Origin of the sequence: Pseudomonas sp. TNT2022 ID642, from assembly GCF_028656995.1 — a bacterium.
GTDB lineage: Bacteria > Pseudomonadota > Gammaproteobacteria > Pseudomonadales > Pseudomonadaceae > Aquipseudomonas.
The window spans coordinates 119,159-143,013 of record NZ_JAMDGW010000008.1; the positions used below are offsets into that span (position 1 = coordinate 119,159).

Consider the following 23,855-nt stretch of genomic DNA (forward strand, 5'->3'; position numbering starts at 1 on the left):
CTGCGATCTTTTGATCTGCTGTTAAACCGTTTCTGGCTTGTGCGCCACAAAGCGCATCATCCATTCCGCCACTGTGGCGCCATGGTGTTCCTGCTCCAGGCTAGCCACGCCTTTGCTGTAAATCTGCGAACCCAGCGCTTCCTGACGCAGGTCCAGCAGCGCCCGCGAATAATCGTGGATGAATTCAGGATGGCCCTGGAAGCACAGCACCTGATCATTGATGTGATACGCCGCGAACGGGCAGAAATCGCTGGATGCAATGACCGTGGCGTTTTCTGGTAGTGCAGTGACCTGATCCTGGTGACTGATCAGCAGCGTCAGCTCTTCACGTACCGGGTTCATCCACGGCGCCTTGGCCGCCAGTTTGTAGTTGTGGGTGCCGACCCCCCAACCCTGCGTTGCGCGCTCGCTCTTGCCACCGAGCAGCAGCGCCAGCAGTTGATGGCCGAAGCACACGCCGAGCAGTTTGTCGCCACGCTCGTAACGCGTCAGCAGGTATTCCTTGAGGGTCTGGATCCACGGATCAGTACCGAACGAATCGGCCTTGCTGCCGGTGACCAAGTACGCGTCAAAGGTTTGGTCGTCGCTCGGGTATTCGCCCTGCATCACGTTGTAGACAGTGAACTCGGCGGCAATCGGTTGCTGTGAGAACAGGCGCTGGAACATCTGCCCGTAACCCTGATATTGATCGACCAGTTCCGGACGCAGGATGTCGGTTTCCAGAATGCAGATGCGTAGCGACATAAAAAATACCTGACACGTGATGGGAATAATGAACACCCCAGAGCCTGCCTTGAAACACCCTGGCAAGGCAAGCCCCGGAGTGTGCCTCCCGTTAGAACATTTCACCCTTTGCCGCTTTGTCCAGCAGCAGCGCTGGCGGGGCGAAACGCTCGCCATATTGCTCAGCCAGATACTGCGCCCGAGCGACAAAATCTTTCACGCCGTACTGGTTGATGAACTGCAACGCACCGCCGGTCCACGGCGCAAACCCGATACCGAAAATCGAGCCGACGTTGGCATCCGCTGTCGAGGTCAGCACACCCTCCTCCACACAGCGCACGGTTTCGATGGCTTGCACGAAAAGCAACCGATCACGCACGTCTTTGGGCGAAATCTGCCCGTCGGGCTTCTCGAAGCACACCTTCAGTTCAGGCCACAAATGTTTCTGCCCGCCCGCCGGGTAATCATAGAAACCGCCACCTGCGGCTTTGCCCGGGCGCTTGTATTCGTTAAGCAGCAAGTCAATCACGGCAAAGGCCGGATGTTCAATCAGCGGCTTCCCTTCTGCCTGTAGGTCTTTGGCGGTTTGCTGGCGGATATGGCTCATCAGGCTGAGGGAAACTTCGTCAGAGATCGCCAGAGGCCCGATCGGCATGCCGGCCTTACGCGCCTCGGTTTCGATCATCGGCGCACTCACACCTTCGCCGAGCATGGCGATGCCTTCGTTGGTGAAGGTGCCGAATACCCGCGAGGTGAAAAAGCCGCGGCTGTCGTTGACCACGATCGGGGTTTTCTTGATTTGCAGAACGAAATCGAAACCGCGCGCGAGGGTTTCATCGCTGGTCTGCGCACCTTTGATAATTTCCACCAGCGGCATTTTTTCCACCGGACTGAAGAAGTGCAGGCCGATAAATTTGCCAGGTTCAGGTACAGCGGTCGCCAGTCCCGTGATCGGCAGCGTCGAGGTATTCGAAGCAATGACGGCTTCGGCACCGACCACCCGCTGGGCGGCCGAAGATACCTTGGCCTTGAGCTCGCGATCTTCAAACACCGCTTCGATGATCAAATCGCAACCCGCCAGATCGGCGTCACTTTCCGTGGCACGAATACGCGCCAGCACCGCCTCGCGCTTCGACGCATCCATCTGTCCGCGAGCGACCTTCTTGTCCAGTAACGCTGCAGAATGTGCTTTGCCCTTCTCGGCGGCTGCCAGGTTGATGTCCTTGAGCACCACCTCTATGCCCGCCGAAGCGCTGACAAAAGCAATCCCGGCGCCCATCATGCCCGCCCCGAGCACGCCGACCTTGCGCGTGACATACGGCGCAAAACCCTGCGGCCGCGAACCTCCGGCGTTGATCTCATTGAGTTGAAACCAGAACGTGCCGATCAGGTTTTTCGAGATCTGCCCGGTGGTCAGTTCGGTGAAGTAACGGGTTTCGATCAGGTGCGCGGTGTCGAAATCAACTTGAGCGCCCTCGACTGCCGCGCAGAGAATTTTCTCCGGCGCCGGCATTGTCCCTTGGGTCTTGCTGCGCAAAATCGACGGCGCAATCGCCAGCATCTGCGCGACTTTCGGGTTCGACGGCGTGCCGCCCGGAATCTGATAACCCTTCACATCCCAGCGCTGCACTGCCGTCGGATTGGCAACAATCCAGGCGCGCGCCTTGACCAGCAATTCATCGCGGTTCGCCGCCAGTTCATCAATCAAACCCGCCTGCAACGCCTGTTGCGGACGCACTTTCTTGCCTTCGAGCAAATACGGCAGCGCCTTTTCGATGCCAAGCATACGCACCATGCGCACCACCCCGCCGCCGCCCGGCAACAGGCCGAGCGTCACTTCCGGCAGACCGAGTTGCACCGACGCGTCATCCAGTGCCACCCGGTGGTGACAGGCGAGGCAGATTTCCCAACCACCGCCCAGCGCCGCGCCGTTGATCGCTGCAACCACCGGTTTGCCGAGGGTTTCCAGAGTGCGCAACTGAGCTTTGAGGGTCAGCACCATGTCGTAGAAAGCTTTGGCTTCAGGCTTGCCGACCTTGATCAGCTCATTGAGGTCGCCGCCGGCAAAGAAGGTTTTCTTCGCCGAGGTGATGATGACCCCGGCAATCTGGTCTTTTTCATCCACCAGACGGGCGACACACTCGGCCATCGCCTCGCGGTACACGGCGTTCATGGTGTTGGCGCTCTGGCCCGGCATGTCGATGGTCAGCACGACGATCGCGTCCTGGCCTTTTTCGTAACGAATGGCTTCGCTCATAACAAGGTTCCTTGAATTCGGGGCTCAGAGGCGTTCGATGATGGTGGCAATGCCCATGCCGCCGCCGACGCACAGCGTCGCCAGGCCATAACGCAGGCGTCGCGCTTCCAGCTCATCGAGCAAGGTGCCGAGGATCGCGCAACCGGTCGCGCCCAGCGGGTGGCCCATGGCGATGGAGCCGCCGTTGACATTGACCTTGTCCGGATCGACGGCCATGTCCTTGATGAACTTCAGCACCACCGAAGCAAACGCTTCGTTGACCTCGAACAAGTCGATGTCTTCAACACGCAACCCGGCCTTGGCCAGTGCCTTGCGCGTTGCCGGCGCAGGGCCAGTGAGCATGATGGTCGGGTCGGTGCTGGTGACCGCCGTGGCGACAATGCGCGCCCGCGGTTGCAAGCCCAGCGCCCGACCTTTGGCTTCGGAGCCGATCAGCATCAGCGCAGCGCCGTCGACGATCCCGGAACTGTTGCCGGGTGTGTGCACGTGATTGATCCGCTCGACATGGCTGTAGACCCGCAGCGCCGTCGCGTCGAAGCCCATCTGGCCAATCATTTCGAAACTCGGCTTGAGCTTGGCCAACCCCTCAAGGGTCGACTCGGCACGAATGAACTCATCATGATCGAGCAGGATGATGCCGTTCTGGTCCTGCACCGGTACCAACGACTTGTTGAACGAGCCATCAGCCCGCGCCCGTGCGGCTTTCTGTTGCGAGTGCAAGGCGTAGGCATCGACGTCCTGACGACTGAAGCCTTCCAGCGTGGCGATCAGGTCAGCGCCAACACCTTGCGGGGTGAAGTGACTGTGCAGGTTGGTTTGCGGGTCCAGCGCCCAAGCGCCGCCATCACTGCCCATCGGCACCCGCGACATCGACTCGACGCCACCGACCACCACCAGGTCTTCGAAACCCGAGCGCACTTTCATCGCCCCAAGGTTCACCGCTTCCAGTCCCGAGGCGCAGAAACGGTTGATCTGCACACCCGCGACGCTGACGTCCCAATCGGCCACTTGCACGGCGGTTTTGGCGATGTCCGAGCCTTGATCGCCAATTGGCGTGACGCAGCCGAGCACTACGTCATCGACCTGACTGGTGTCCAGCGCGGTACGCGCTTGCAGAGCGGTCAGCAGACCGGCCAGCAGATTCACCGGTTTGACGCTGTGCAAGGCGCCATCGGCCTTGCCTCTGCCACGGGGCGTGCGTAACGCATCGAATATCAAAGCTTGGGTCATGACGTCCTCGAACCTGTGCGGGGAGTGATTTCTTGTACCTGCACTCTTCGCCCGAGCGCTCCCGGATTCAATGACCACAGCGCTCAATGCGGTTGACCCACACGCTCAGACGGACGGTCATTGGCTAGCGGGTGAACCGGTTCAGGTCGGCGAGTTGTCTAGCCAGCGGGCGGCAAAGAAGCTGGCAATACGCCTCATGCCTTTTTTATCGCAATCTCCAAGCACTCCATACGAAATGGATCTAAGCCATGCGTGACGCGGCCCCTAATGTAGAACATGTACGTCATGGTCGTCGGGTTTTGCCGAGGCAGGCGTTCTTCAACAGGAAGTGCAACGCGTGCCGTCATGGATATGCAGGCAAGCACCAGGAAATAACAATAAAGGCGGTCAAGCCATGTTCAAACAACCGAAAGTTCGTCAAGCAGGGCTCATTCTTTTCGCCACGACGCTGTTGTTGATTTTGCCGAATCTGACCAAGGTCATCGGCTGAATCGAGCGGCAGGTGCTGTTTATCGCCATTGAAAATGTGACTGGCCCGCTACCCGGGCCAGCGTGGCTGTGCCAATCTTTGCGCACTCCCACGACATGGACGGCGATCATTTGAAAGCGCTCATCTTATTCGGCGCCATGCTGCTGAGCATGCCCTTGTCTGCCGCACAGTTGGATCTGCAACTGGGCGAGAACAGCCGCACCTGGCAGACCGAGGAATTGCTCAAGCACCCTCAAGTGCAATCCCTCACGATCAAAAACGATGTGTCCTACAAGAAGGACATGACCTATCGCGCCGTGCCTGTGGCCGCGCTGCTGAGCGGCATCAAACCGCAGGATCACCTGCAAGCGGTGGCACTGGACGGCTTTGCCGCAGAATTGGCCGCGGCGCCGTTGCTCAAGACAGCAGGTGCGCGGGCCTGGCTGGCTATCGAAGATCCGGCTCAGCCTTGGCCGCCACTGTCGGAAGGCAAGCACAGCGCCGGGCCGTTCTATCTGGTGTGGACCGATCCGCAAGCCGGCAATATCAGCCCGGAGCAATGGCCATTCCAGGTCGCGAGCATCAAGCGCATGGCACCAGTGGCCGAACGCTTCCCAGCCCTGCTGCCAGATCCTGCGCTGAAGGCGGATGACCCGGTGAACCTGGGGTTTGCGCTGTTTCAGAAGAACTGTCTGGCGTGTCACCGGTTGAACGGTGCGGGCGATGCGCAATTCGGGCCGGACCTGAATATTCCGTATAACCCGACCGAATATTTCGGTGCGGATTTCCTCAAGCGTTACATTCGCGATCCGCAGAGTTTGCGCCAGTGGCCGCAGGCGAAGATGCCGGGGTTTTCGGCGGAGGTTTTGCCGGAGGGAGATCTGGAGTTGCTGGTGGGGTATCTGAAACACATGGCTGGGCGCAAGGTTAAGCCCTGACGCTTGCGCCCCACTCTGTAGGAGCTGTCGAGTGCAACGAGGCTGCGATCTTTTGATCTGCGGAATCAAGATCAAAAGATCGCAGCGTGCCGCAGCTCCTACAGGGGATCGTGTTTACTGTTGTTGTACGGAGATGACCGGCGTCGGCGAGACAAATACCTTCGCGTGCATTTGCTCACACCCTCCGCCCCGGCGCATGCCGCGTACCGGGCAGGCATCCAGGTAATCCAGGCCCACCGCCAGTTTCAGATGTCGCTCCGGCCGCGCCAGTTGATTGGTCACGTCAAAGCTGTACCAGGCGTCATCCAGCCAGGCTTCGGCCCAGGCGTGGCTGGCCAGATGCTCGCAATCCTCGCTGTACAAATACCCCGAGACATAACGCGACGGAATCCCGAGGCTGCGTGCGCACGCCAGAAATGCGTGAGCATGATCCTGGCAAACGCCCGCACGCCCGGCGAAGGCTTCTGCCGCGCTGGTATCAACCTCAGTGGACCCCGGTGTATAGGTCATGTGCTGATTCAAACCGTGCATTAAATCAATCAGCGCCGTGCGATCACGTCGCTGCTTGCAGGATTTCTCGGCGAACGCGCGCAACGCCTCATCCGCCTCGGTCAACCGGGTAAAGCGCAGGAACGGCAGCGCCGACTGGCTCTCATGTTCGGCCTCGCGCAGTTCGTCGATATCGACCTGACCGCGCGCACCGATGATGATCGCCTCGTGCGGTTCATCCATGGTCAGCACATGCAGGATATTGCCGAACGGATCGAGTTGCGCGCGCACCGGGCGCGGCAGGTCGAGCTGCCAGCTCAACACGTGCTGACGCTCGCTGTCATGGGGTGTCAGCCGCAGGTACTGGATGCTCGCGCGCACCTGATCTTCGTAGTGATAGGTGGTCTCGTGGCTTATGGAAAGTCTCATGCAGCCTCCAGGTAGGAACTGTGAATGGCGTTGCCCAACTGGCGCACCAGCGGGATGAATTCGGTCAGCCACGCGTGCAGGCCTTCCTCGAGAATTTCGTTGATACCGGTGTAGCGCAGGCGCGCGTCCATCTCTGCCGCGAGACGCTGGGCCGGACGGCCGTTGGCACCGGGCAGTTGCGCGAGAATCTGATCGATCTCCTCAGTGCAAGCACGCAGCGAACGCGGAACATCGGCACGCAACAGCAGCAACTCGGCAACATGCCGGGCGCCCGGCGCATCGCGGTAGATTTCGGTGTAGGCCTCGAATGACGACAAGGCACGCAGCAAGGCACTCCACTGGTAATAGGCGTGGGCCGTGCCGTCGCTGACCGCTTCGGCCTGATCGCCGGCCATTTCATAACGTGCATCGAGCAGTCGTAGGGTGTTGTCGGCGCGCTCGATAAACGTGCCAAGACGAATAAAGCGAAACGCATCATTACGCATGATCGTGCCGTACGACGCACCACGGAACAGGTGCGAACGCTCCTTGATCCACTCGCAGAAACGGCTCATGCCGTAGCGGCTCAGGCCCTGCTCGGCGATCCCGCGAATCTCCAGCCACGTCGCGTTGATGTTCTCCCACATGTCCGCGGTGATACGTCCGCGTACCGCATGAGCACTCGCCCGTGCCGCGCCGAGGCAGCTGTAGATGCTCGCCGGGTTGGCCGCATCGAGAGCGAAAAAATGCAGCAGGCGTTCAGCATGTAGCGCGCCATGGCGCTCCAGATAATCGTCGAGAGTGCCGGTGATCAACAGCGGCATGGCCAATTCGTGCAAACCATCGCCGCGACCGTCCTGCGGCATCAGCGACAGCGAATAACTGATGTCGAGCATCCGTGCGAGGTTTTCCGCCCGCTCCAGGTAACGCGACATCCAATACAGATCCGAGGCAGTTCTACTTAACATGGCAAGCTTCCTTCAATCCTCGACCACCCAGGTGTCCTTGGTTCCGCCACCCTGGGAGGAATTCACCACCAAGGAGCCTTCGCGCAACGCGACGCGGGTCAAACCACCGGGCACCACGCGGGTTTCGCGCCCGGACAAGACAAATGGACGCAAGTCGATATGGCGCGGCGCGATGCCGTTTTCGACAAAGGTCGGACAGGTCGACAACGACAGCGTCGGTTGCGCAATGTACGCGTGCGGCTTGGCTTTGATCCGTTCGCGGAAGGCATCGATTTCCGCCTTCGTCGACGCCGGTCCCACCAACATCCCGTAACCGCCGGAGCCCTGGGTTTCCTTGACCACCAGATCCGGAAGATTGGCCAACACATGGGAAAGTTCAGACGGGTTGCGGCATTGCCAGGTCGGCACGTTCTTCAGAATGGGCTCTTCGTCGAGGTAGAAACGGATCATGTCGGTAACAAACGGATACACCGATTTGTCGTCTGCCACGCCGGTGCCAATGGCGTTGGCCAGCACCACATTGCCCGAGCGATAAGACGACAGCAGCCCCGGTACACCAAGCATCGAGTCCGGGTTGAACGCCAATGGATCGAGGAACGCGTCGTCGAGGCGGCGGTAAATCACGTCCACCGCTTTCGGGCCGTCGGTGGTGCGCATGAAGACCTTGTCGTCACGCACGAACAGATCCGCACCCTCGACCAGTTCAACGCCCATTTCCCGCGCGAGAAACGCGTGCTCGAAGAACGCGCTGTTGAAGCGCCCCGGCGTCAGCACGACCACGCTTGGGTCGTCGATCGGACTTGAGCTTTTCAGGGTATCTAGCAACAGGTTCGGGTAGTGATCGATCGGCGCAATGCGCTGGGCGGCGAACAGCTCCGGGAACAGGCGCATCATCATCTTGCGGTCTTCGAGCATGTAGCTCACGCCGCTCGGTGTGCGCAGGTTGTCTTCGAGCACGTAATAGGTGCCGTCGCCATCGCGCACCAGATCGACGCCGGAGATATGCGAATAGATATCGCGGTGCAGATCCAGGCCTTGCATCGCCAACTGGTATTGCTCGTTGGCCAGCACTTGCTCGGCGGGAATGATCCCGGCCTTGATGATGCGCTGCTCGTGATAGAGGTCGGCGAGGAACATGTTCAGCGCCTTGACCCGCTGGATACAGCCGCGCTCGACGATCCGCCATTCGCTGGCGGGGATGCTGCGCGGAATGGTGTCGAAAGGAATCAGGCGCTCGGTGCCCTGCTCGTCCCCATAGAGCGTGAAAGTGATCCCGGCTCGATGGAACAGCAAGTCAGCCTCGCGTCGCCGTTGGGCCAGCAGCTCGTCAGGCGTGTCGGCCAACCAGCGGGCGAACTCCCGATAATGCGGGCGAACCTGGCCGCCGGCATCGTACATCTCATCAAAATAGGTGCGGATCATGCCGTACTCCTTGTCACCCGGACATACAGGCCTTCGCAAGGCCCGTGCCATCGGCATAAACGCTTTGATTTCAATCGGTTGGATATTCACGCCACAGACGCCGCACCATTCCTGTGCGGCAAATGCCCCAACCTGATTGCCCCCGCTTCATTGCGACGCACTGCATCGCCTATCACCAGCATAGTCAGAGTTGATTTCACTGCCCGTCGCTGCCTGCGGATAATCCGCGCATTCGCTGCAAAACTTCACAGGCCCGGCGCCATGAAGCGGCCAGCTCAACTGATCGGGATCGCCTCGGCGGCCCGCCCCGCTGCAACCCTGACCGGTTTCCTCTCCTTATCGGTCTTCCCTTTTAGCCACCCTCTCCGGTGGCTTTTTTTTGCCTTTTGGAAATGTTTTGAAAGCAAAAGCAAAAGATCGCAGCCTCCGGCAGCTCCTACAGGTGATCGGTGTAGGAGCTGCCGAAGGCTGCGATCTTTTGATCTTTAAAAATGGCAACGGCCAACCCAGAGGTCAGCCGTTGGTAATCAAATAACCTGAGATCAGTTCAAACGGTGGCGGTTGCGCACCTCCTGCTTTACGCCCCAACCCTCGATGATGCCACCCAGCGGTTCGACCACGGCGGAAAAGCCCTGCTCGAAGTCACCGATATCGTCATATGTCGCGTACATCACCTTGCTCAATTCCAACGCCCATGCGCCATCATCCCGCAGGCTGACCTGGGCATTGATGGATTCACCGCGAAATTTGCCTGCCGCCCTGCGCGCCCGCTCCTCGTCCGGGAAAATGGCGTAGAACTCGATGGGATGGAATCGGGAAAAATCGAAACCGCCTTCTTTCATGCGGCGCAGAACATTGCTGCTGATGTCTTCTTGATAGGCTGTGCTCATGAATCGTCCCCCTCGCATAGATGGATAGACTTTCCGTATTCCCGCCCCGGGCCTCTGGCCAAAGTACTACGGCAACGTGGTTGCACGCGGGAACAAGCATGTAGCTGACAAGACCAGACCTTAGCGATCCGTTCGCTGATCTCGCTTGCAGAGTAGCCCCAAGATAGAGCTGCTGCCAAGGCCTGGTGCTGAAGGTGACAAGAAGAATTTCAGATTGGGGTGATGCTGCGGATTTCGATGCTGTTCTGGGTTTTCAGGCTTTTCACGCCAGCATCGGCGGTGCGCCCTTCCAGATCGTTCAGGTCCAGTTCGGCGGCGACGGGCAGAAGCCGTGCCTTGATCAATCGAGCGGCCTCATCATCACTGGGGCATTCCGCGCGCTCGAACACCTCATCGACAATTTCACCATGATCGTCCACGAAAGTGACTTTCCACTTTTGCATCGGTGCCTCCTCGATCAAACCCGCAAATGGGCTTACACCTAAATCGACTGGTGCGCCGAAAGTTGGTTCAAAAGGATTACAGCGGACAAAGATGAAAAAAACGACATCTATCGTGTGGAGCAAACAAATGTGGGAGCGAACCGGCTCCCACAGGGGAGTTGCAGTGTTCTTTAGTCGTTGCTTGGCTTGTTGATCGCCTGCAGCACGTACTGTGGCAAGGCGAACGCGCCGATGTGGATTTCCGGGTTGTAGTAACGGGTGACGATGCCGCTGCCGATGAAGCGCTGTTGCAGGGTTTCACGGCTCAGCTTGCGGTAGGCCGGGTTGGTCGAACCCCAGGCAAAGGTCATCGAGCCGCCGATGTAAGTCGGCACCGCGGCCTGATAGAAGTGCCAGTCCGGGAACAGGCTGTTCAGGCGACCAGCCGTGGTTTTCACTTCGTCGATCTGCATGAACGGCGTGCCGTTCTGGGTCACGAGGATGCCGCCCTCGTTCAGGCAGCGATGGCAGGCCTGGTAGAAGTTCTCCGAGAACAGCACTTCGCCCGGGCCGATCGGGTCGGTCGAGTCGGAGATGATCACGTCGAATTTTTCCGTGGTGGTGGCGACGAAACGCATGCCGTCGTCGATCACCAGGTTCAGGCGTGGATCGTCGTAGGCGCCGCTCGAGTGGTTCGGCAGAAACTCTTTGCACATGTCGACCACGGTGCCGTCGATCTCGACCATGGTGATGTGCTCGACGCCGGCGTGTTTGGTCACTTCGCGGAGCATGCCGCCGTCACCACCGCCGATGATCAACACGCGCTTGGCGCTGCCGTGGGCGAGGATCGGCACGTGAGTGAGCATTTCGTGGTAGATGAATTCGTCGGCTTCGGTGGTCTGGATCACGCCGTCCAGTGCCATGACACGGCCCATGCGCGGGTTCTGGAAGATCACCAGATGCTGGTGTTCGGTGCGCACTTCGTGCAACAGTTTTTCCATGCGAAAACGCTGGCCGTAGCCTTCGTAGAGGGTTTCCAGGTACTCGCTGGTTTTGGTAACGGTCATGGTCAAGTGCTCCGATGAATGCGCGGGCGTCAATCGTGTGGACGATTGCCCGGGAAAGGCGCGCATTCTACGTTGCCGAAGATGACAGGTCGAACCTCACAACCACAATCCCTGTAGGAGCTGCCGAAGGCTGCGATCTTTTTATCTTGTTTTTTACAATCAACATCAAAAGATCGCAGCCTTCGGCAGCTCCTACAGGGGTATCGCGGTGTTAGGTGATTCAGATCCGCACGTTGCCGCGCGGTCCGGCAATCGCCCAGATGATCAGGCCCAGTACCGGCAGGAGGATGATCAGCAGCACCCAGACGATTTTCATCCCGGTGGTCGCGCCGCTTTTCAACACGTTGATGATGGCCCAGATGTCGAGGGCAAGGATGATCAGGCCGATCAGACCGTTGAACGTGGAACCCATGGTGTCGCTCCAGAATAGTGGCATGCACTTTTAGGATAGACGGTCGCGCGCAGGGTTCCCTTTTATTGCGTTCAGACGTGAACAGCGATCTTCAGGGCTTCAAGCGATGGCGCGGCGGCGATGCCGACTTCGGCGCACAACTCCAGTACCCGTGGCACGTCGTTGCCGTAGACCAGCACCATTTGCAGTTCGTCGTCGAGCAACTGGCTGAAGTTCATCAGCGTGTAGCCGCCGTTTTCCTTGTTCATGCTGCTCATCTGCACCTGGATGCGGTTGAGCGCGACCAGTGCTTCGGTCTTGGCCAGTTGCTTGGGTTTGAGGTTGAAATCAACGCCCGGGCCAAAGGAGGCAACGATCTGCGCGAACAGGTCAACGTAGGTGTCAGCCTGGAACAGCACGGTTTCCGGCAGACTGCCGACTACGACCCACTCGCCCAAGGGGATCGGGAAGGTGTCGTCGTAGTTGATGTCGAGGTTGGCTGCCAGAAAAGCATCGGCATCGGCGTAGGCCTGTGCCGCTTCATCGGCGACTTTCACGATCTCGTCCTCGCCCATGCAGCCGGAGCTGATTTTGCTGATGAGTTCGACGAGTGCGGCTTTCATGAGGGCGGATCCTGTGGCGAAGGTGAAATTTCAGGGCGCGGAGGATAGCGCACAAAGCAAAAGATCGCAGCCTGCGGCAGCTCCTGCAAGTTCAGCGTTCGACCGCAAAACGGGCCACAAACGCAATCAGTGTAGGAGCTGCCGCAGGCTGCGATCTTCTGATCTTATCAACCCAACAATTTTTCCAGCTGCGCAGTGGTATCAACCGCGCCCATCGTCCGCGCAGCGTCGAGCGCCGTCACGCCATTGGCATCCTTGGCCTGCGCGTTGGCGCCTTTACTGATCAGGTAATCGACGATTTCAACACGGTTAAACATCGCCGCCATCATCAGCGCCGTACGACCATCAAACGACGAGCCTTCGATCTCGGCACCCGCCTCGACCAGCGCCTTGACCACTGCCAAATCACCTTTGAACGCCGCGCCGGCAATCGGACTCTGGCCGTTGCCATTGCGCATTTCCGGATCGGCTTTGTGTTTAAGCAGCACGTTCACCGCATCGACGTGGCCGTAATAACTGGCCAGCATCAACAACGTGTCGCCCTTACTGTTCTTCAGGTTCACCGGCAAACCGGCGGTGACCAGGCGATCGAGCATCTCGGCATCACCGTCGCGCGCCTTGTTGAAAACCTGCTCGGTGAATTCGGCAGCTTCCTCAGGGGTCATCTGGCGGCTTTGGTCGGACATGGGGCAACTCCACTTTCGGTCAATCGGAAAGCCGACAGTTTCCCGAGCGAGACGGTGGCTGTCACCCCCTTTTTCTCAAGTCAGCTCATAGCCAGATTCAATAACGATGCTTACCCTGATGAATTTCCGCCAACACCTGGTCAGTCACCCGAACGTAAGTCTGCGTGCCGGGCAGCCATGCGTAGATCGGGTCATCACCCGTCTGGCCGGGATCGAAACCTTCATTCTTCAGACGGGTTTTCTGGTATTTGAAGGTGCCGGTGGTCTCCATCTTGACCTTCACTCGCAGAAACAACGGCACGGCATAGGCTGGCATGCGTTCCCGGGCAAAGCTCAGCAGCTCGGCGAAATCCAGCGTTGCGAGGGATTCCGCCGGGGTAATTGCCGCCATACCGGCGCGGCCGTTGGTGTTGCGGATCTCCACGCCATAGGCCACCGCCTCGGAAATGTGCGGATGTTGCAGCAACAGGTTTTCGACCTCCGTGGTCGAGACGTTTTCGCCCTTCCAGCGATAGGTGTCACCGAGGCGATCAACAAATTGTGCGTGGCCGAAACCGATGTTGCGTAGCAGATCACCGGTGTTGAAAAAACGGTCACCCTTGGTAAACACGTCGTGCAGCACGACCTTGGCGGTTTTCTGCGGATCGGTATAGCCGTCCAGCGGCGCCTTCTCGTCGATTCGCGCCAGCAACAGGCCCTGCGCGCCTTTGCCGACCTTGCGCATGAAGCCGTCGGCACTGCGCAGCGGCTCACCGCTGTCATGGTCGTAGGCCACCAACTCCCAAGCCATCAGCGAAAAACCGATGGTGTTGTCGAAGTTGAGAATGTTGGTAAAACCGATGTTGCCGTCACTCGCCGCATACAGTTCACAAATGTGATCGACAGCGAAGCGTGTCTTGAACTCGGCCCAGGCGCCGGGGCGCAAGCCGTTGCCGATCATCTTGCGCACATCGTGACGGCTGTCATCGGCGCTGGCCGGTTGATCGACCAGGTAACGGCACAACTCGCCGACGTAGCCGATGGTGGTCGCGCGATAGCGGCGCACATCGTTCCAGAACTGACTGGCGCTGAACTTGCGCCGGATCGCGAAACCCGAAGCACCGTTGACCGCAGAACCCCAGCACACGCAAAGACCGGTGGCGTGGTACAGCGGCAAGGTGCAGTAGACGACGTCGTCGGGGCTCATGTTGAGGGCGATCATGCCGAAACTGGCGGAGCTGCGCATCCAGCGCCCATGTTTAAACACTCCGGCTTTCGGCAGGCCCGTGGTGCCCGAGGTGTAAATATAGAAACAGGGATCGTCGAAAAAGATCTGCTGGCTGCTCGGCGGATTCTCACTGGCAGCGTCGGCACTGGCGCTGATCAGGTTGACGTAGCCGTCGGGCGCAATGCCCGGATGGCTGTAGGTGTCCCGATCGGCGACAAACCAGGTGCGCGGCGTGGTAATCGCCACTTGGTCGCGAATCGCCGAATACGCCGGAAGCAGTTCTTCGCCCACCACAATCGCCACCGGCGCTACCAGATTCACGCTGTGGATCAGTGTGTCGCGGGTTTGTGAGGTGTTGAGCAGCGCGCTGACCGCGCCGACTTTGGCCAGCGCCAGTATGGTCACCAGCAATTCCGGGCGGTTTTCGATAAACACCGCGACCACGTCACCCTTGCCGATGCCCTGCGCATGCAGATAGTGGGCAATGCGGTTGGCCCACTGATTGACCTGCGAATAGGTCAGCGATACATCGCCCTGCAACAAGGCCGGCCCGTCTGGATTGCGCAGCGTCGCTTGCTCGAACGTCCAGCCAAGGCCACAGCTTTGGGTCGGATCCGTGACATTGGCCACCTTCATGCCCTTGACCACCCGTGGGATAGCTTTGGCAATCATCGGCAGTTTGCGGAGCATCATGCCCCAGGTAATCGTGTCGCTTGGCGCGTGACTCATGGAAGCTCCCCGTTCGACCTTGGCGTGCAGGTCGATGTTTTTATTTTTCGGGCTTTGACTTGATGCAACCGACGCGTGCGAGCGCGGGTCGAGATCGAAAATACGTCAGCGCTTCTCACGCTGTACACGCGGTTTTTGCAATGTTTTGTATCCGCGGATCGGCCGGCGGCTGTGGTGATCACCGGGTTGGCGATTGGTTCCGTGAATTGGACAACGATCCCGCAAAATGCAGGATGCACGATGGCCATTCATGCAGTTTGCACGACGCCTGGAATTTTCATATTTTTTAAGTCATTGATTTACAAGGAATTTATTATTTTCAAATGCTGGCACAATCGCTGCAACCTCCTCTGCATGCTTGCCATTCAAGTGCATACGGAGCTGAAAGACATGAGCCTGATCCAAGAAAAATTTACCTCCCTGTTCTCCAACTTCGACGTCACCACTGCGCCACGTCCCGATGGCGGGATCCTGCTGACCCTGCGCAGCAGCGATGGCAAAGTGTTTAAACGCGCACTGACTTATCAACAACTGCATGCCGGCGATCAACTATCGTGGGCGATCAGTGCGATTCGTCGTGACTTGGCTGAACAAGCCAGTGAGCTGCCGCAGATTGCGATGCTGCAGAGTCAGCAGCGTTTTGCCCTGCCGACCTATCATTCGCTGTAATTTCCAAAGCGCTTTAAACAAAACAGGCCGTGGAGCTTTCGCTTCACGGCCTGTTTTTTTGTGCGCGATCTTTACTGCGATCTCTAACTCTTTGTAGGAGCTGCGGAACGCTGCGATCTTTTGATCTTGTTTTTGAAGATCAGGATCAAAAGATCGCAGCGTTCCGCAGCTCCTACAGGGATTGTGTGGGTTAGAAAGCTTCGGGTTCTATGCCGGTGAAGGTGTCGACGGTGATGTGGCTGCCCAGTTCCCCGCCTTCACGGGCCAGGCCGCAGGTTTGCAGGCCGGCAGATTGCGCAGCATCCAGCTCTTCAACGATGTCCGAAAGGAAGAGAATCTCCTGCGGTTCAACGCCGATGGCTTGCTGAATATTGGTGTAGGACTGCGCCTCACGCTTGGGTCCCGACGTGGTGTCGAAATAACCACTGAACAGCGGCGTCAGATCCCCCGCCTCCGAGCAACCGAAAATCAGCTTCTGCGCCTGAATCGAACCCGACGAGTACACAAACAGTTGATAACCCGCCGCATGCCAGCGTTTTAGCGCTTCAACGGCATCCGGGTAAACATGCCCCTTCAACTGCCCGGCGTGATAACCCTGGGCCCAGACCATGCCCTGCAAAGCTTTAAGCGGCGTGGCTTTGCGATCTTCTTCGATCCAGCTCAAGAGAATCTCGACAACCCGTTCAACATCGGCCTGCGGCGCATTGCTGTCACGGCGCACGGCGTCGAGTTGCTCGGCGACATCAGCACGTTCGGCGTTCTGCCGAACGAAATCCGGCAGGTGTTTAGCGGCATACGGAAATAGCACGTCAAACACGAAACTCACCGCGCTGGTGGTGCCTTCGATGTCCGTAACAATGGCTTTGATCGACATCGAATCAGTCCTCCAGACGCGGGAAGCGGCCGGCGATGTCTTCGCCGGTGAAATTGGCAACCCAGCCTTCCGGGTTGTTGAACAGACGAATAGCCACGAAGTGCGGATGCTCGCCCATGTCGAACCAGTGCTTGGTGCCGGCCGGTACCGAGATCAGATCGTTCTTCTCACAGAGTACGGCGTAGACGTAATCGTCGATGTGCAGAGTAAACAACCCACGGCCGGCGACGAAAAATCTGACTTCGTCTTCGCCATGGCGATGTTCTTCGAGGAACTTGGCGCGCAGTTCGGCTTTTTGCGGGTGATCGCTGTTCAGGCTGATGACGTCGACGGTGATGTAACCGCGCTCGGTCATCAACTTGTCGATCTGCTCTTTATAGGCGCTGATCACTTCTTCCTGGGTAGCGCCGGGCTGAATCTTTGCGGCGGCTTGCCAACGGTCGAAGCGCACGCCCTGCTCGGCCAGGGTCGAGGCGATGTCTTCGAAGTGGGTCAGCACCTTGTTCGGAATGTCAGGGCTTGTGACGTGATAGACGGACAGGCTGCTCATTGGGGCAATTCCTCGGTATCGGCCTTGCCGTCCGGTTCTTGCAGACCGGTCGGGCACAGCATTTCATCAGGCAAATGGGCTACTTCCGGTGAAGTCAGCCTTGGCGGTTCATGACGCTGCGGGTTTTCAACTCGCATTCAAACAGAAATTCAAAGGCCTCGATCTGCCGCAGCGCGTCGTTCATCTGCGCGCCCCAGGTGTAGAGGCCGTGGCCACGAATCAGATAGCCAACGCAATCGGGATGGGCGTCGAGCCAAGGCTGCACCTTGGCGGCGAGGCGCGCAATGTCCTGATCGTTGTCGAAAATCGGCACGCGCACCCGGGATTCGTGGGTCGAAACGCCGCTGAAAGCTTTCTGCAATTCGTAGTCTTCGAACTCTATGAAGTCTTGCGGGGTCAGGCGCGACAGCACCGTGGCGTTCACCGAATGGGTGTGCAGCACTGCGCCGATCTCCGGCCGCCAGCTATACAGCTGGGTGTGCAGCAGGGTTTCGGCGGACGGTTTTTTGCCTGGCTCCAGGCTGTTGCCCGACAGATCGGTGGCGAGCACATCGTCCAGACCCAACTGGCCTTTGTGCTTGCCCGACACGGTCAGCAGCGCTTCGCTCGGCGACAGGCGCGTCGAGTAGTTGCTGCTGGTGGCCGGCGACCAGCCGCGACCATACAGAAAACGCCCGGCGTCGACGATTTGCTGGGCGAGTTGTTCACGCGTAAGGCTCATGGCCTGTCCTCTTGCATACGTGTGGCAATGATAACGGCAGCAGCGAGCGCTGCGAGACTGGCAATACTAAAGGTCAATGTTGCGCCGAGGGCACTCCAGCTGTAACCGGAATACAACGCGCCGAGCGCACCGCCGGTGCCGGCCAGCGCCGCGTACAGCGCCTGGCCCTGCCCTTGCTGGCGGGCGCCGAAGCTACGTTGCACGAAGGCGATGGCAGCGGCGTGAAAACTGCCGAAGGTCGCCGCATGCAGAACCTGCGCGAACAACAGCACCCACAGGAACTCGGCGAACGAACCTAGCAGCAACCAGCGCAGCGCCGCCAGCAGAAAACTCGCCATCAATACGCGGCGCAGGGAAAACCGCGCAAGAATCCGGCTCATCGCCATGAACATCAGCACTTCAGCGACCACACCCACGGCCCAGAGCATGCCGATCGTGCCGCGTGTGTAGCCGAGTCGTTCCAGGTGCAAGGTCAGAAAGGTGTAATACGGGCCGTGGCTCATCTGCATCAGCGCCACGCAGCCGTAAAACGCCAGCACACCGGGGTTGCGCAGTTGTTTGAGGAATCCTTCACCGCTCGGCCGATTGCCTTGCGGCGGTTGCGCGTTTGGCACCCACAGACTGCTGAGGACGATGCCGGCCATGATCAGCACCAGCGCCGCCGGGTAGATATCGAGGCTCAGCCATTCGAACAACCGGCCCAGTACGACCACGGTAATGATGAAACCGATCGAACCCCACAGGCGAATCTGACTGTAACGCGAGGTCTGCCCTTGCAAATGCGCCAGGGTGATGACTTCGAACTGCGGCAACACCGCATGCCAGAAGAATGCGTGCAGCGCCATGACCATCGCCAGCCAGGCGTAGGTTTTGCTGACGAAAATCAGCGAAAACGTCAGCAGCGTACACACCGCGCCAAAGCGCACGATGGCCAGGCGTTTGCCGGTGTAATCACCGAGCCAGCCCCAGATGTTCGGCGCCACGCAGCGCATCAGCATCGGGATGGCGACCAGTTCACCGATCCGCGCCGGACTGAAGCCGAGGTGATCGAAGTACAGCGCCAGAAACGGCGCTGTCGAACCGAGCAAGGCGAAATAGAACAGATAGAAACTGGACAGCCGCCAGTAAGGGAGCGCCGCCACGGTTATGCCGCGACGGCTTCAGGGCCCGCCATCAAAGCTGACTCAGCACCGGGGTGCTCACGCGCACATCGGCGTTCTGGCCACGGTGACGCAGCAGGTGATCCATCAGCACAATGGCCATCATCGCTTCGGCAATCGGCGTGGCGCGGATGCCGACGCACGGATCGTGACGGCCCTTGGTAATCACGTCGACCGGGTTGCCGTGGATGTCGATCGAACGGCCCGGGGTGGTGATGCTCGACGTTGGCTTCAACGCCAGATGGGCAACGATCGGCTGACCGGACGAGATACCACCGAGGATGCCGCCAGCGTTATTGCTGAGGAAACCTTCCGGGGTCATTTCATCGCGGTGTTCGGTGCCGCGCTGGGCAACCGAAGCGAATCCGGCGCCGATTTCCACACCTTTCACTGCGTTGATGCTCATCAGCGCGTGGGCCAGTTCAGCGTCGAGACGATCGAAAATCGGCTCGCCCAGGCCTGGCATCACCCCTTCGGCAACGACAGTGATCTTCGCCCCGACCGAGTCCTGATCGCGGCGCAACTGGTCCATGTAGGCTTCCAGCTCCGGCACTTTGTCCGGGTCCGGGCTGAAGAACGCGTTCTCTTCCACCGAATCCCAGGTCTTGAACGGGATTTCGATCGGGCCGAGCTGGCTCATGTAGCCACGAATGACGATGCCTTGGCTGGCCAGGTATTTCTTGGCGATCGCACCCGCGGCCACGCGCATCGCGGTTTCGCGCGCCGAACTGCGGCCACCGCCACGGTAGTCGCGCTCGCCGTATTTGTGGTGGTAGGTGTAGTCGGCGTGGGCCGGGCGGAACAGATCCTTGATGGCCGAGTAGTCCTTGGATTTCTGGTCGGTGTTGCGGATCAGCAGGCCGATCGAGCAACCGGTGGTGCGCCCTTCGAACACGCCGGAGAGGATTTCGACTTCGTCGGCTTCCTGACGCTGGGTGGTGTGGCGGCTGGTGCCGGGCTTGCGGCGATCGAGGTCGCGCTGCAGGTCTTCGAGGGAGATCTCCAGGCCCGGCGGGCAGCCGTCGACAATGGCGACCAACGCCGGACCATGGCTTTCGCCAGCGGTGGTGACAGTGAACAACTTGCCGTAGGTATTGCCGGACATGCAGGACGCTCCGTGAAATCAAACCCAAATTCGTGATGCGCGCCAGTATACGCAGGCTAACCGAGTAGTTCATCCTCGAACCTTAGTGGTGCTGGCGAGTCCAACCGGCACCTTGGCGAATGATGGCGTGATGATGCTGCGAGTTTTGATCTTGAGTCTTACCCTCTTTACGGGCTTTGCCCAAGCGACGGTCCTACAACGCCCGGTAAATTTGGATACCGGCACCGGCGAGCTTTTCGGCTCGCTGTTGCTGCCAAAATCCGACAGTCCGGTGCCGGTTGTCCTGATCATTTCTGGCTCGGGTCCTACGGATCGCGACGGAAACAACCCCGACGGCGGGCGCAACGACAGCCTCAAGCGTCTGGCCTGGGTGCTGGCCAAACACAACATCGCCAGCGTGCGTTACGACAAGCGCGGTGTTGCGGCGAGCCTGGCGGCGACGCCGGATGAGCGCAATTTGTCGGTGGAGGCCTATGCGGCGGACGCGGTGGCGTGGGGGCAGAAGCTCAAGGCTGACCCGCGTTTCGGCAAATTGATCCTGCTCGGCCACAGTGAAGGCGCGCTGATTGCCAGCCTCGCTGCGCCGAAAGTCGATGCCGCAGCGGTGATTTCCCTGTCCGGCAGCGCCCGTCCGGTCGATCAGGTGATCCGCGAGCAACTGGCCCGCAGCCTGCCGCCGCCGCTGATGCTACGCAGTAACGAACTGCTCGACAGCCTCAAGGCTGGCCATACCGATGACAATGTGCCGCAACCGTTGCAGGTGATTTTCCGCCCGAGCGTGCAGCCGTATCTGATTTCGCTGTTCCGTCAGGACCCGGCGAAAGCCTTCGCGCAATTGCAGATGCCGGCACTGATCGTTCAGGGCAGCAACGACATGCAGGTCGGCGTTGGCGATGCGCAAGCGCTAAAGGCCGCCAAACCCGACGCCGAACTCGCGGTGATCGACGGCATGAACCACGTCATGCGCATCGTTCACAACGATATGAAGCGGCAATTGGCGTCTTACAAGGATCCGAATTTGCCGTTGGCGGCAGAACTGGGCAGCCAGATCATCGAGTTTATTGACGGACTTCGCACCCGTTAACCGTTGTTTGCCCTCTAGTCCTGACAGAAACGGCCGATAAGCCTTTGTCGCCAGCGCAACAGCTGGCGACAAGCAGGGCTTGGACAGGATCTCGCCGTTATGACTGATACCCAGACTTCACCCGACACCACCGCTGAAAAAGACGCACCGCCAGCGGCCGAGCTGCCGTGGGCGGATGTCCACGTCGAGCACCACAAGATGCTCCGCCTGGCCCCGCTGCAAACCGACCGCAACACCGGCGGGCGGCCGTTGCGCTTCGTCGAATTCGGTTACGCCGAGCGCAACAGCAAAGAAAAAAGTCTGATGCGCATGGCAATCAAGCTGCCGAGTCAACGCGTTCGCAAAGAGCAGAATCATCTCGATGTGTGGGTCGATCACACCACCAAGCGGGTGAGTTTCGGCCCGGACAGCGGTTTGCAGATCGAACCGTTGAACCGTGGCATCGGCCGTTTCATGGCCGCACAAGGCATCAACTGGGCGAAAAAACGCTGGCCCGCCTACACCGTCGACGGCATGGACTTGAACAACAAGGACGCGCTGAACGAAGACACGCGTCTGCGTCGCGATCACTTTTTGCGCGTGCACGGTTTTGATGTGGTGTACGCCGATGCCCAGCATTTGAAGGGCAGCGTCAAGGAAGTGCAGGTTGGCGATTTGCTCGGCGATTGGAACAGCGAAAAGCTGCAGATCGTCGAAATTCTTGAAGCGGCGCAGATGCTTCAGCAGGCCGAGCAGAATCTGGCCGAGCAGGAAGTGAAGCTGAAGAAGCAGGACGAGAAGGTCAGCAAGTTCAAGCGTGAAGATGCTGGTTTGCGTTTCACCATCACGTGTCTGGTGGCGTTTGCGGTGTTTCAGGCGGGATTGTTGATCTGGATTGCCACGCACCGGTAGATCAAAAGATCGTCCGAAGGCTCGGGCCGCGATCGGACGATCTTTTGCCTTTTGCCTTTAGACGCGGGAAGCGAAAAGCGCCTGATGATCGCGGCACTGCTGCGCTGTCAGCATGAACACGCCATGCCCGCCGCGCTCGAATTCCAGCCAGGCGAAATCGACTTCCGGGTACAGCGCGTCAACGTGCACCTGGCTGTTGCCCACTTCGACAATCAGCAAACCCTTCTCGGTCAGGTGATCCGCCGCTTCGGCGAGCATGCGTCGAACCAGGTTCAGCCCATCATCGCCGCAGGCCAGACCCAGTTCCGGTTCATGCTGATATTCGTCCGGCATGTCAGCGAAATCTTCCGCATCCACGTAAGGCGGGTTCGACACGATCAGGTCGAAACGCTGACCCGGCAACCCATCGAAACCATCGCCCTGCACGGTGTACACACGTTCATCGACGCCATGCCGCTCGATGTTCTGGTTGGCCACTTCCAGCGCCTCGAAGGACAAATCGGCCAGCACCACTTCGGCGTTCTGGAACTCGTAGGCGCAGGCGATACCGATGCAACCGGAACCGGTGCAGAGGTCGAGAATCCGCGCAGGTTCGGTGCCTATCCACGGGGCGAAGTGGTTTTCGATCAGTTCGCCAATCGGTGAACGCGGAATCAACACGCGCTCGTCAACAATGAACGACATGCCGCAGAACCAGGCTTCACCCAACAGGTAAGCGGTGGGAATGCGTTCTTCGATACGGCGCTTGAGCAGGCGTTGCAGGTTAACCAACTCGTCGTCTTCCAGCGCGCAATCGAGGTAGCTGTCGGCGATTTCCCACGGCAGGTGCAACGCGCCGAGTACGAGTTGTCGGGCTTCGTCCCAGGCATTGTCGGTGCCATGGCCGAAAAACAGATCCTCCCCATGGAAGCGGCTGACGGCCCAACGGATATGGTCACGCAGGGTACGAAGGCGGGAAGTGATCACGGCGCAGAACTCCAGAAAAAACGACTGGCGATTCTAGCAGCCAAAACGCGTAACGACGACGCAGGAAAAACATCGCGTCGACGGTAGGAGTTTTCTGTTTTTTGCATCGGCTATTGAACAGAACGTGTAACTTGACAAGGCTGCAGGCCAATAACGACGGTGCCTACGATGGTAGCGATTCACAGAACCGCTCCGCCAGAGGACAATGTCGCAAAAGCCCCACCCCAAGGAGCCCCAGAATGTCCGTTCCAAAAACGATGTTTCAACTCAGCGGTCGCGGTTACGCAGCGGCCACACTGAGCCATGCCACCGTGGTCATCATCGATGCCCAGAAAGAATATCTCAGTGGCCCGCTGGCCCTGAGCGGCATGGACGCGGCCGTCGCGAACATCAAACAAGTGGTTGCCGCAGCCCGTGCAGCCGGTCGGCCGATCGTGCACGTGCGTCATCTCGGTACCGTCGGTGGCCTGTTCGACCCGCAGGGCGAACGCGGCGAATTCATCCCTGGCCTTGAGCCACAAGGTGACGAAACCATTATCGGCAAACTGCTGCCGAGCGCCTTCCATGGCACCGAATTACTCGATCGCCTGCAAAACCTTGGCTCGCTGGACTTGATTGTCTGCGGCTTCATGAGTCATTCCAGCGTCAGCACCACTGTGCGTGCGGCGAAGAATCTGGGTTTCCGCTGCACGCTGGTGGAAGACGCCTGCGCCACCCGCGATCTGCCATTCAAGGGCCGCGTGCTCAGCGCCGCGGTGGTGCAGGAAGCCGAAATGGCGATCATGGCGGACAATTTCGCCACGCTCGCGTTGACTCAAGACCTGATCTGATCTGCTCTGATGAGCGGCTCACGGCGCCGCTCATCCGCAAAGTCCTCTCATTTGCCGCAAATGCCATAGCCTCAGGAACAACCCGG

Annotated in this window: 24 protein-coding genes; 5 read left to right on the top strand and 19 right to left on the bottom strand. The window is 59.2% G+C overall.

Going from position 1 to position 23,855, the window contains the following annotated elements:
- Positions 1-21 precede the first annotated feature (21 nt).
- The 3 genes from M5G26_RS10205 to M5G26_RS10215 form a co-directional block, all read right to left on the bottom strand.
- Entirely contained in the window at positions 22-744 is a 723-nt protein-coding gene (locus tag M5G26_RS10205) for an amidotransferase (RefSeq protein ID WP_099758443.1), read from the bottom strand.
- Between the two features lie 91 nt (positions 745-835).
- Positions 836-2,980: a 3-hydroxyacyl-CoA dehydrogenase NAD-binding domain-containing protein gene (locus tag M5G26_RS10210; RefSeq protein ID WP_273915222.1), complete on the bottom strand. Its 2,145-nt coding sequence runs from the start codon at positions 2,978-2,980 to the stop codon at positions 836-838.
- Positions 2,981-3,004: 24 nt separating this feature from the next.
- A complete protein-coding gene (locus tag M5G26_RS10215) occupies positions 3,005-4,210 on the bottom strand; it encodes an acetyl-CoA C-acetyltransferase (RefSeq protein WP_273915223.1) in 1,206 nt (401 codons plus the stop codon).
- Positions 4,211-4,795: 585 nt separating this feature from the next.
- On the opposite strand from M5G26_RS10215, the gene M5G26_RS10220 reads away from it, so the two are divergent.
- On the top strand, positions 4,796-5,617 hold the full coding sequence (locus M5G26_RS10220; protein WP_273915292.1) for a c-type cytochrome: 822 nt from the start codon (positions 4,796-4,798) through the stop codon (positions 5,615-5,617).
- 114 nt (positions 5,618-5,731) lie between these two features.
- On the opposite strand, the gene M5G26_RS10225 is transcribed toward M5G26_RS10220, so the two are convergent.
- From M5G26_RS10225 to M5G26_RS10270, 10 genes are all read right to left on the bottom strand, one after another.
- Positions 5,732-6,535, bottom strand: coding sequence for a transglutaminase family protein (locus M5G26_RS10225; protein ID WP_034151732.1), 804 nt, complete (start codon positions 6,533-6,535; stop codon positions 5,732-5,734).
- Complete coding sequence (locus M5G26_RS10230) at positions 6,532-7,482, bottom strand: alpha-E domain-containing protein (protein WP_007914063.1); 951 nt, start codon at positions 7,480-7,482, stop codon at positions 6,532-6,534. Before M5G26_RS10230 ends, M5G26_RS10225 begins: the two co-directional genes overlap by 4 nt.
- Before the next feature lie 12 nt (positions 7,483-7,494).
- Positions 7,495-8,904 (bottom strand): circularly permuted type 2 ATP-grasp protein, encoded by a 1,410-nt coding sequence (locus M5G26_RS10235; protein ID WP_007914061.1) that lies wholly within the window; start codon positions 8,902-8,904, stop codon positions 7,495-7,497.
- A 542-nt stretch (positions 8,905-9,446) separates the two neighbouring features.
- The gene (locus M5G26_RS10240; protein WP_093441760.1) at positions 9,447-9,794 is read right to left on the bottom strand and encodes a ribonuclease E inhibitor RraB; all 348 of its coding nucleotides are present in this window, start codon (positions 9,792-9,794) and stop codon (positions 9,447-9,449) included.
- Between the two features lie 209 nt (positions 9,795-10,003).
- Positions 10,004-10,237: a hypothetical protein gene (locus tag M5G26_RS10245; protein ID WP_007914057.1), complete on the bottom strand. Its 234-nt coding sequence runs from the start codon at positions 10,235-10,237 to the stop codon at positions 10,004-10,006.
- A gap of 170 nt (positions 10,238-10,407) precedes the next feature.
- Complete coding sequence (speE, locus tag M5G26_RS10250; RefSeq protein WP_016982904.1) at positions 10,408-11,283, bottom strand: polyamine aminopropyltransferase; 876 nt, start codon at positions 11,281-11,283, stop codon at positions 10,408-10,410.
- A gap of 220 nt (positions 11,284-11,503) precedes the next feature.
- Positions 11,504-11,695: a PLDc N-terminal domain-containing protein gene (locus tag M5G26_RS10255; protein WP_007914053.1), complete on the bottom strand. Its 192-nt coding sequence runs from the start codon at positions 11,693-11,695 to the stop codon at positions 11,504-11,506.
- 71 nt (positions 11,696-11,766) lie between these two features.
- Entirely contained in the window at positions 11,767-12,297 is a 531-nt protein-coding gene (locus M5G26_RS10260) for a hypothetical protein (protein WP_273915224.1), read from the bottom strand.
- A 167-nt stretch (positions 12,298-12,464) separates the two neighbouring features.
- Positions 12,465-12,983: an ankyrin repeat domain-containing protein gene (locus M5G26_RS10265; RefSeq protein ID WP_122597653.1), complete on the bottom strand. Its 519-nt coding sequence runs from the start codon at positions 12,981-12,983 to the stop codon at positions 12,465-12,467.
- Between the two features lie 97 nt (positions 12,984-13,080).
- Positions 13,081-14,919, bottom strand: coding sequence for a long-chain-acyl-CoA synthetase (locus M5G26_RS10270; protein WP_273915225.1), 1,839 nt, complete (start codon positions 14,917-14,919; stop codon positions 13,081-13,083).
- Between the two features lie 390 nt (positions 14,920-15,309).
- Here M5G26_RS10270 and M5G26_RS10275 point away from each other — a divergent pair, with 390 nt between their 5' ends.
- Positions 15,310-15,588 carry a DUF3509 domain-containing protein gene (locus tag M5G26_RS10275; protein WP_008080936.1) on the top strand — a complete coding sequence of 93 codons (279 nt, stop codon included), beginning with the start codon at positions 15,310-15,312 and terminating at the stop codon, positions 15,586-15,588.
- A 190-nt stretch (positions 15,589-15,778) separates the two neighbouring features.
- Here the strand turns inward: M5G26_RS10275 and mtnC are convergent, their stop codons facing one another.
- From mtnC to aroC, 5 genes are all read right to left on the bottom strand, one after another.
- Positions 15,779-16,462 carry an acireductone synthase gene (gene mtnC / locus M5G26_RS10280; protein WP_273915227.1) on the bottom strand — a complete coding sequence of 228 codons (684 nt, stop codon included), beginning with the start codon at positions 16,460-16,462 and terminating at the stop codon, positions 15,779-15,781.
- A gap of 4 nt (positions 16,463-16,466) precedes the next feature.
- Positions 16,467-17,012: a 1,2-dihydroxy-3-keto-5-methylthiopentene dioxygenase gene (locus M5G26_RS10285; protein ID WP_038366943.1), complete on the bottom strand. Its 546-nt coding sequence runs from the start codon at positions 17,010-17,012 to the stop codon at positions 16,467-16,469.
- Positions 17,013-17,106: 94 nt separating this feature from the next.
- A complete protein-coding gene (locus M5G26_RS10290) occupies positions 17,107-17,733 on the bottom strand; it encodes a methylthioribulose 1-phosphate dehydratase (RefSeq protein WP_273915228.1) in 627 nt (208 codons plus the stop codon).
- A complete protein-coding gene (locus M5G26_RS10295; protein WP_273915230.1) occupies positions 17,730-18,875 on the bottom strand; it encodes an MFS transporter in 1,146 nt (381 codons plus the stop codon). Before M5G26_RS10295 ends, M5G26_RS10290 begins: the two co-directional genes overlap by 4 nt.
- Positions 18,876-18,906: 31 nt before the next feature.
- Positions 18,907-19,998, bottom strand: coding sequence for a chorismate synthase (aroC, locus tag M5G26_RS10300; RefSeq protein ID WP_273915231.1), 1,092 nt, complete (start codon positions 19,996-19,998; stop codon positions 18,907-18,909).
- 130 nt (positions 19,999-20,128) lie between these two features.
- On the opposite strand from aroC, the gene M5G26_RS10305 reads away from it, so the two are divergent.
- Complete coding sequence (locus M5G26_RS10305) at positions 20,129-21,082, top strand: alpha/beta hydrolase (RefSeq protein WP_273915293.1); 954 nt, start codon at positions 20,129-20,131, stop codon at positions 21,080-21,082.
- A gap of 99 nt (positions 21,083-21,181) precedes the next feature.
- Positions 21,182-21,973 carry a hypothetical protein gene (locus tag M5G26_RS10310; protein ID WP_273915232.1) on the top strand — a complete coding sequence of 264 codons (792 nt, stop codon included), beginning with the start codon at positions 21,182-21,184 and terminating at the stop codon, positions 21,971-21,973.
- Positions 21,974-22,030: 57 nt separating this feature from the next.
- On the opposite strand, the gene prmB is transcribed toward M5G26_RS10310, so the two are convergent.
- Positions 22,031-22,939 (bottom strand): 50S ribosomal protein L3 N(5)-glutamine methyltransferase, encoded by a 909-nt coding sequence (gene prmB, locus M5G26_RS10315; protein WP_273915233.1) that lies wholly within the window; start codon positions 22,937-22,939, stop codon positions 22,031-22,033.
- A gap of 239 nt (positions 22,940-23,178) precedes the next feature.
- Here prmB and M5G26_RS10320 point away from each other — a divergent pair, with 239 nt between their 5' ends.
- Complete coding sequence (locus M5G26_RS10320; protein WP_007914026.1) at positions 23,179-23,769, top strand: cysteine hydrolase family protein; 591 nt, start codon at positions 23,179-23,181, stop codon at positions 23,767-23,769.
- Positions 23,770-23,855: the final 86 nt, after the last annotated feature.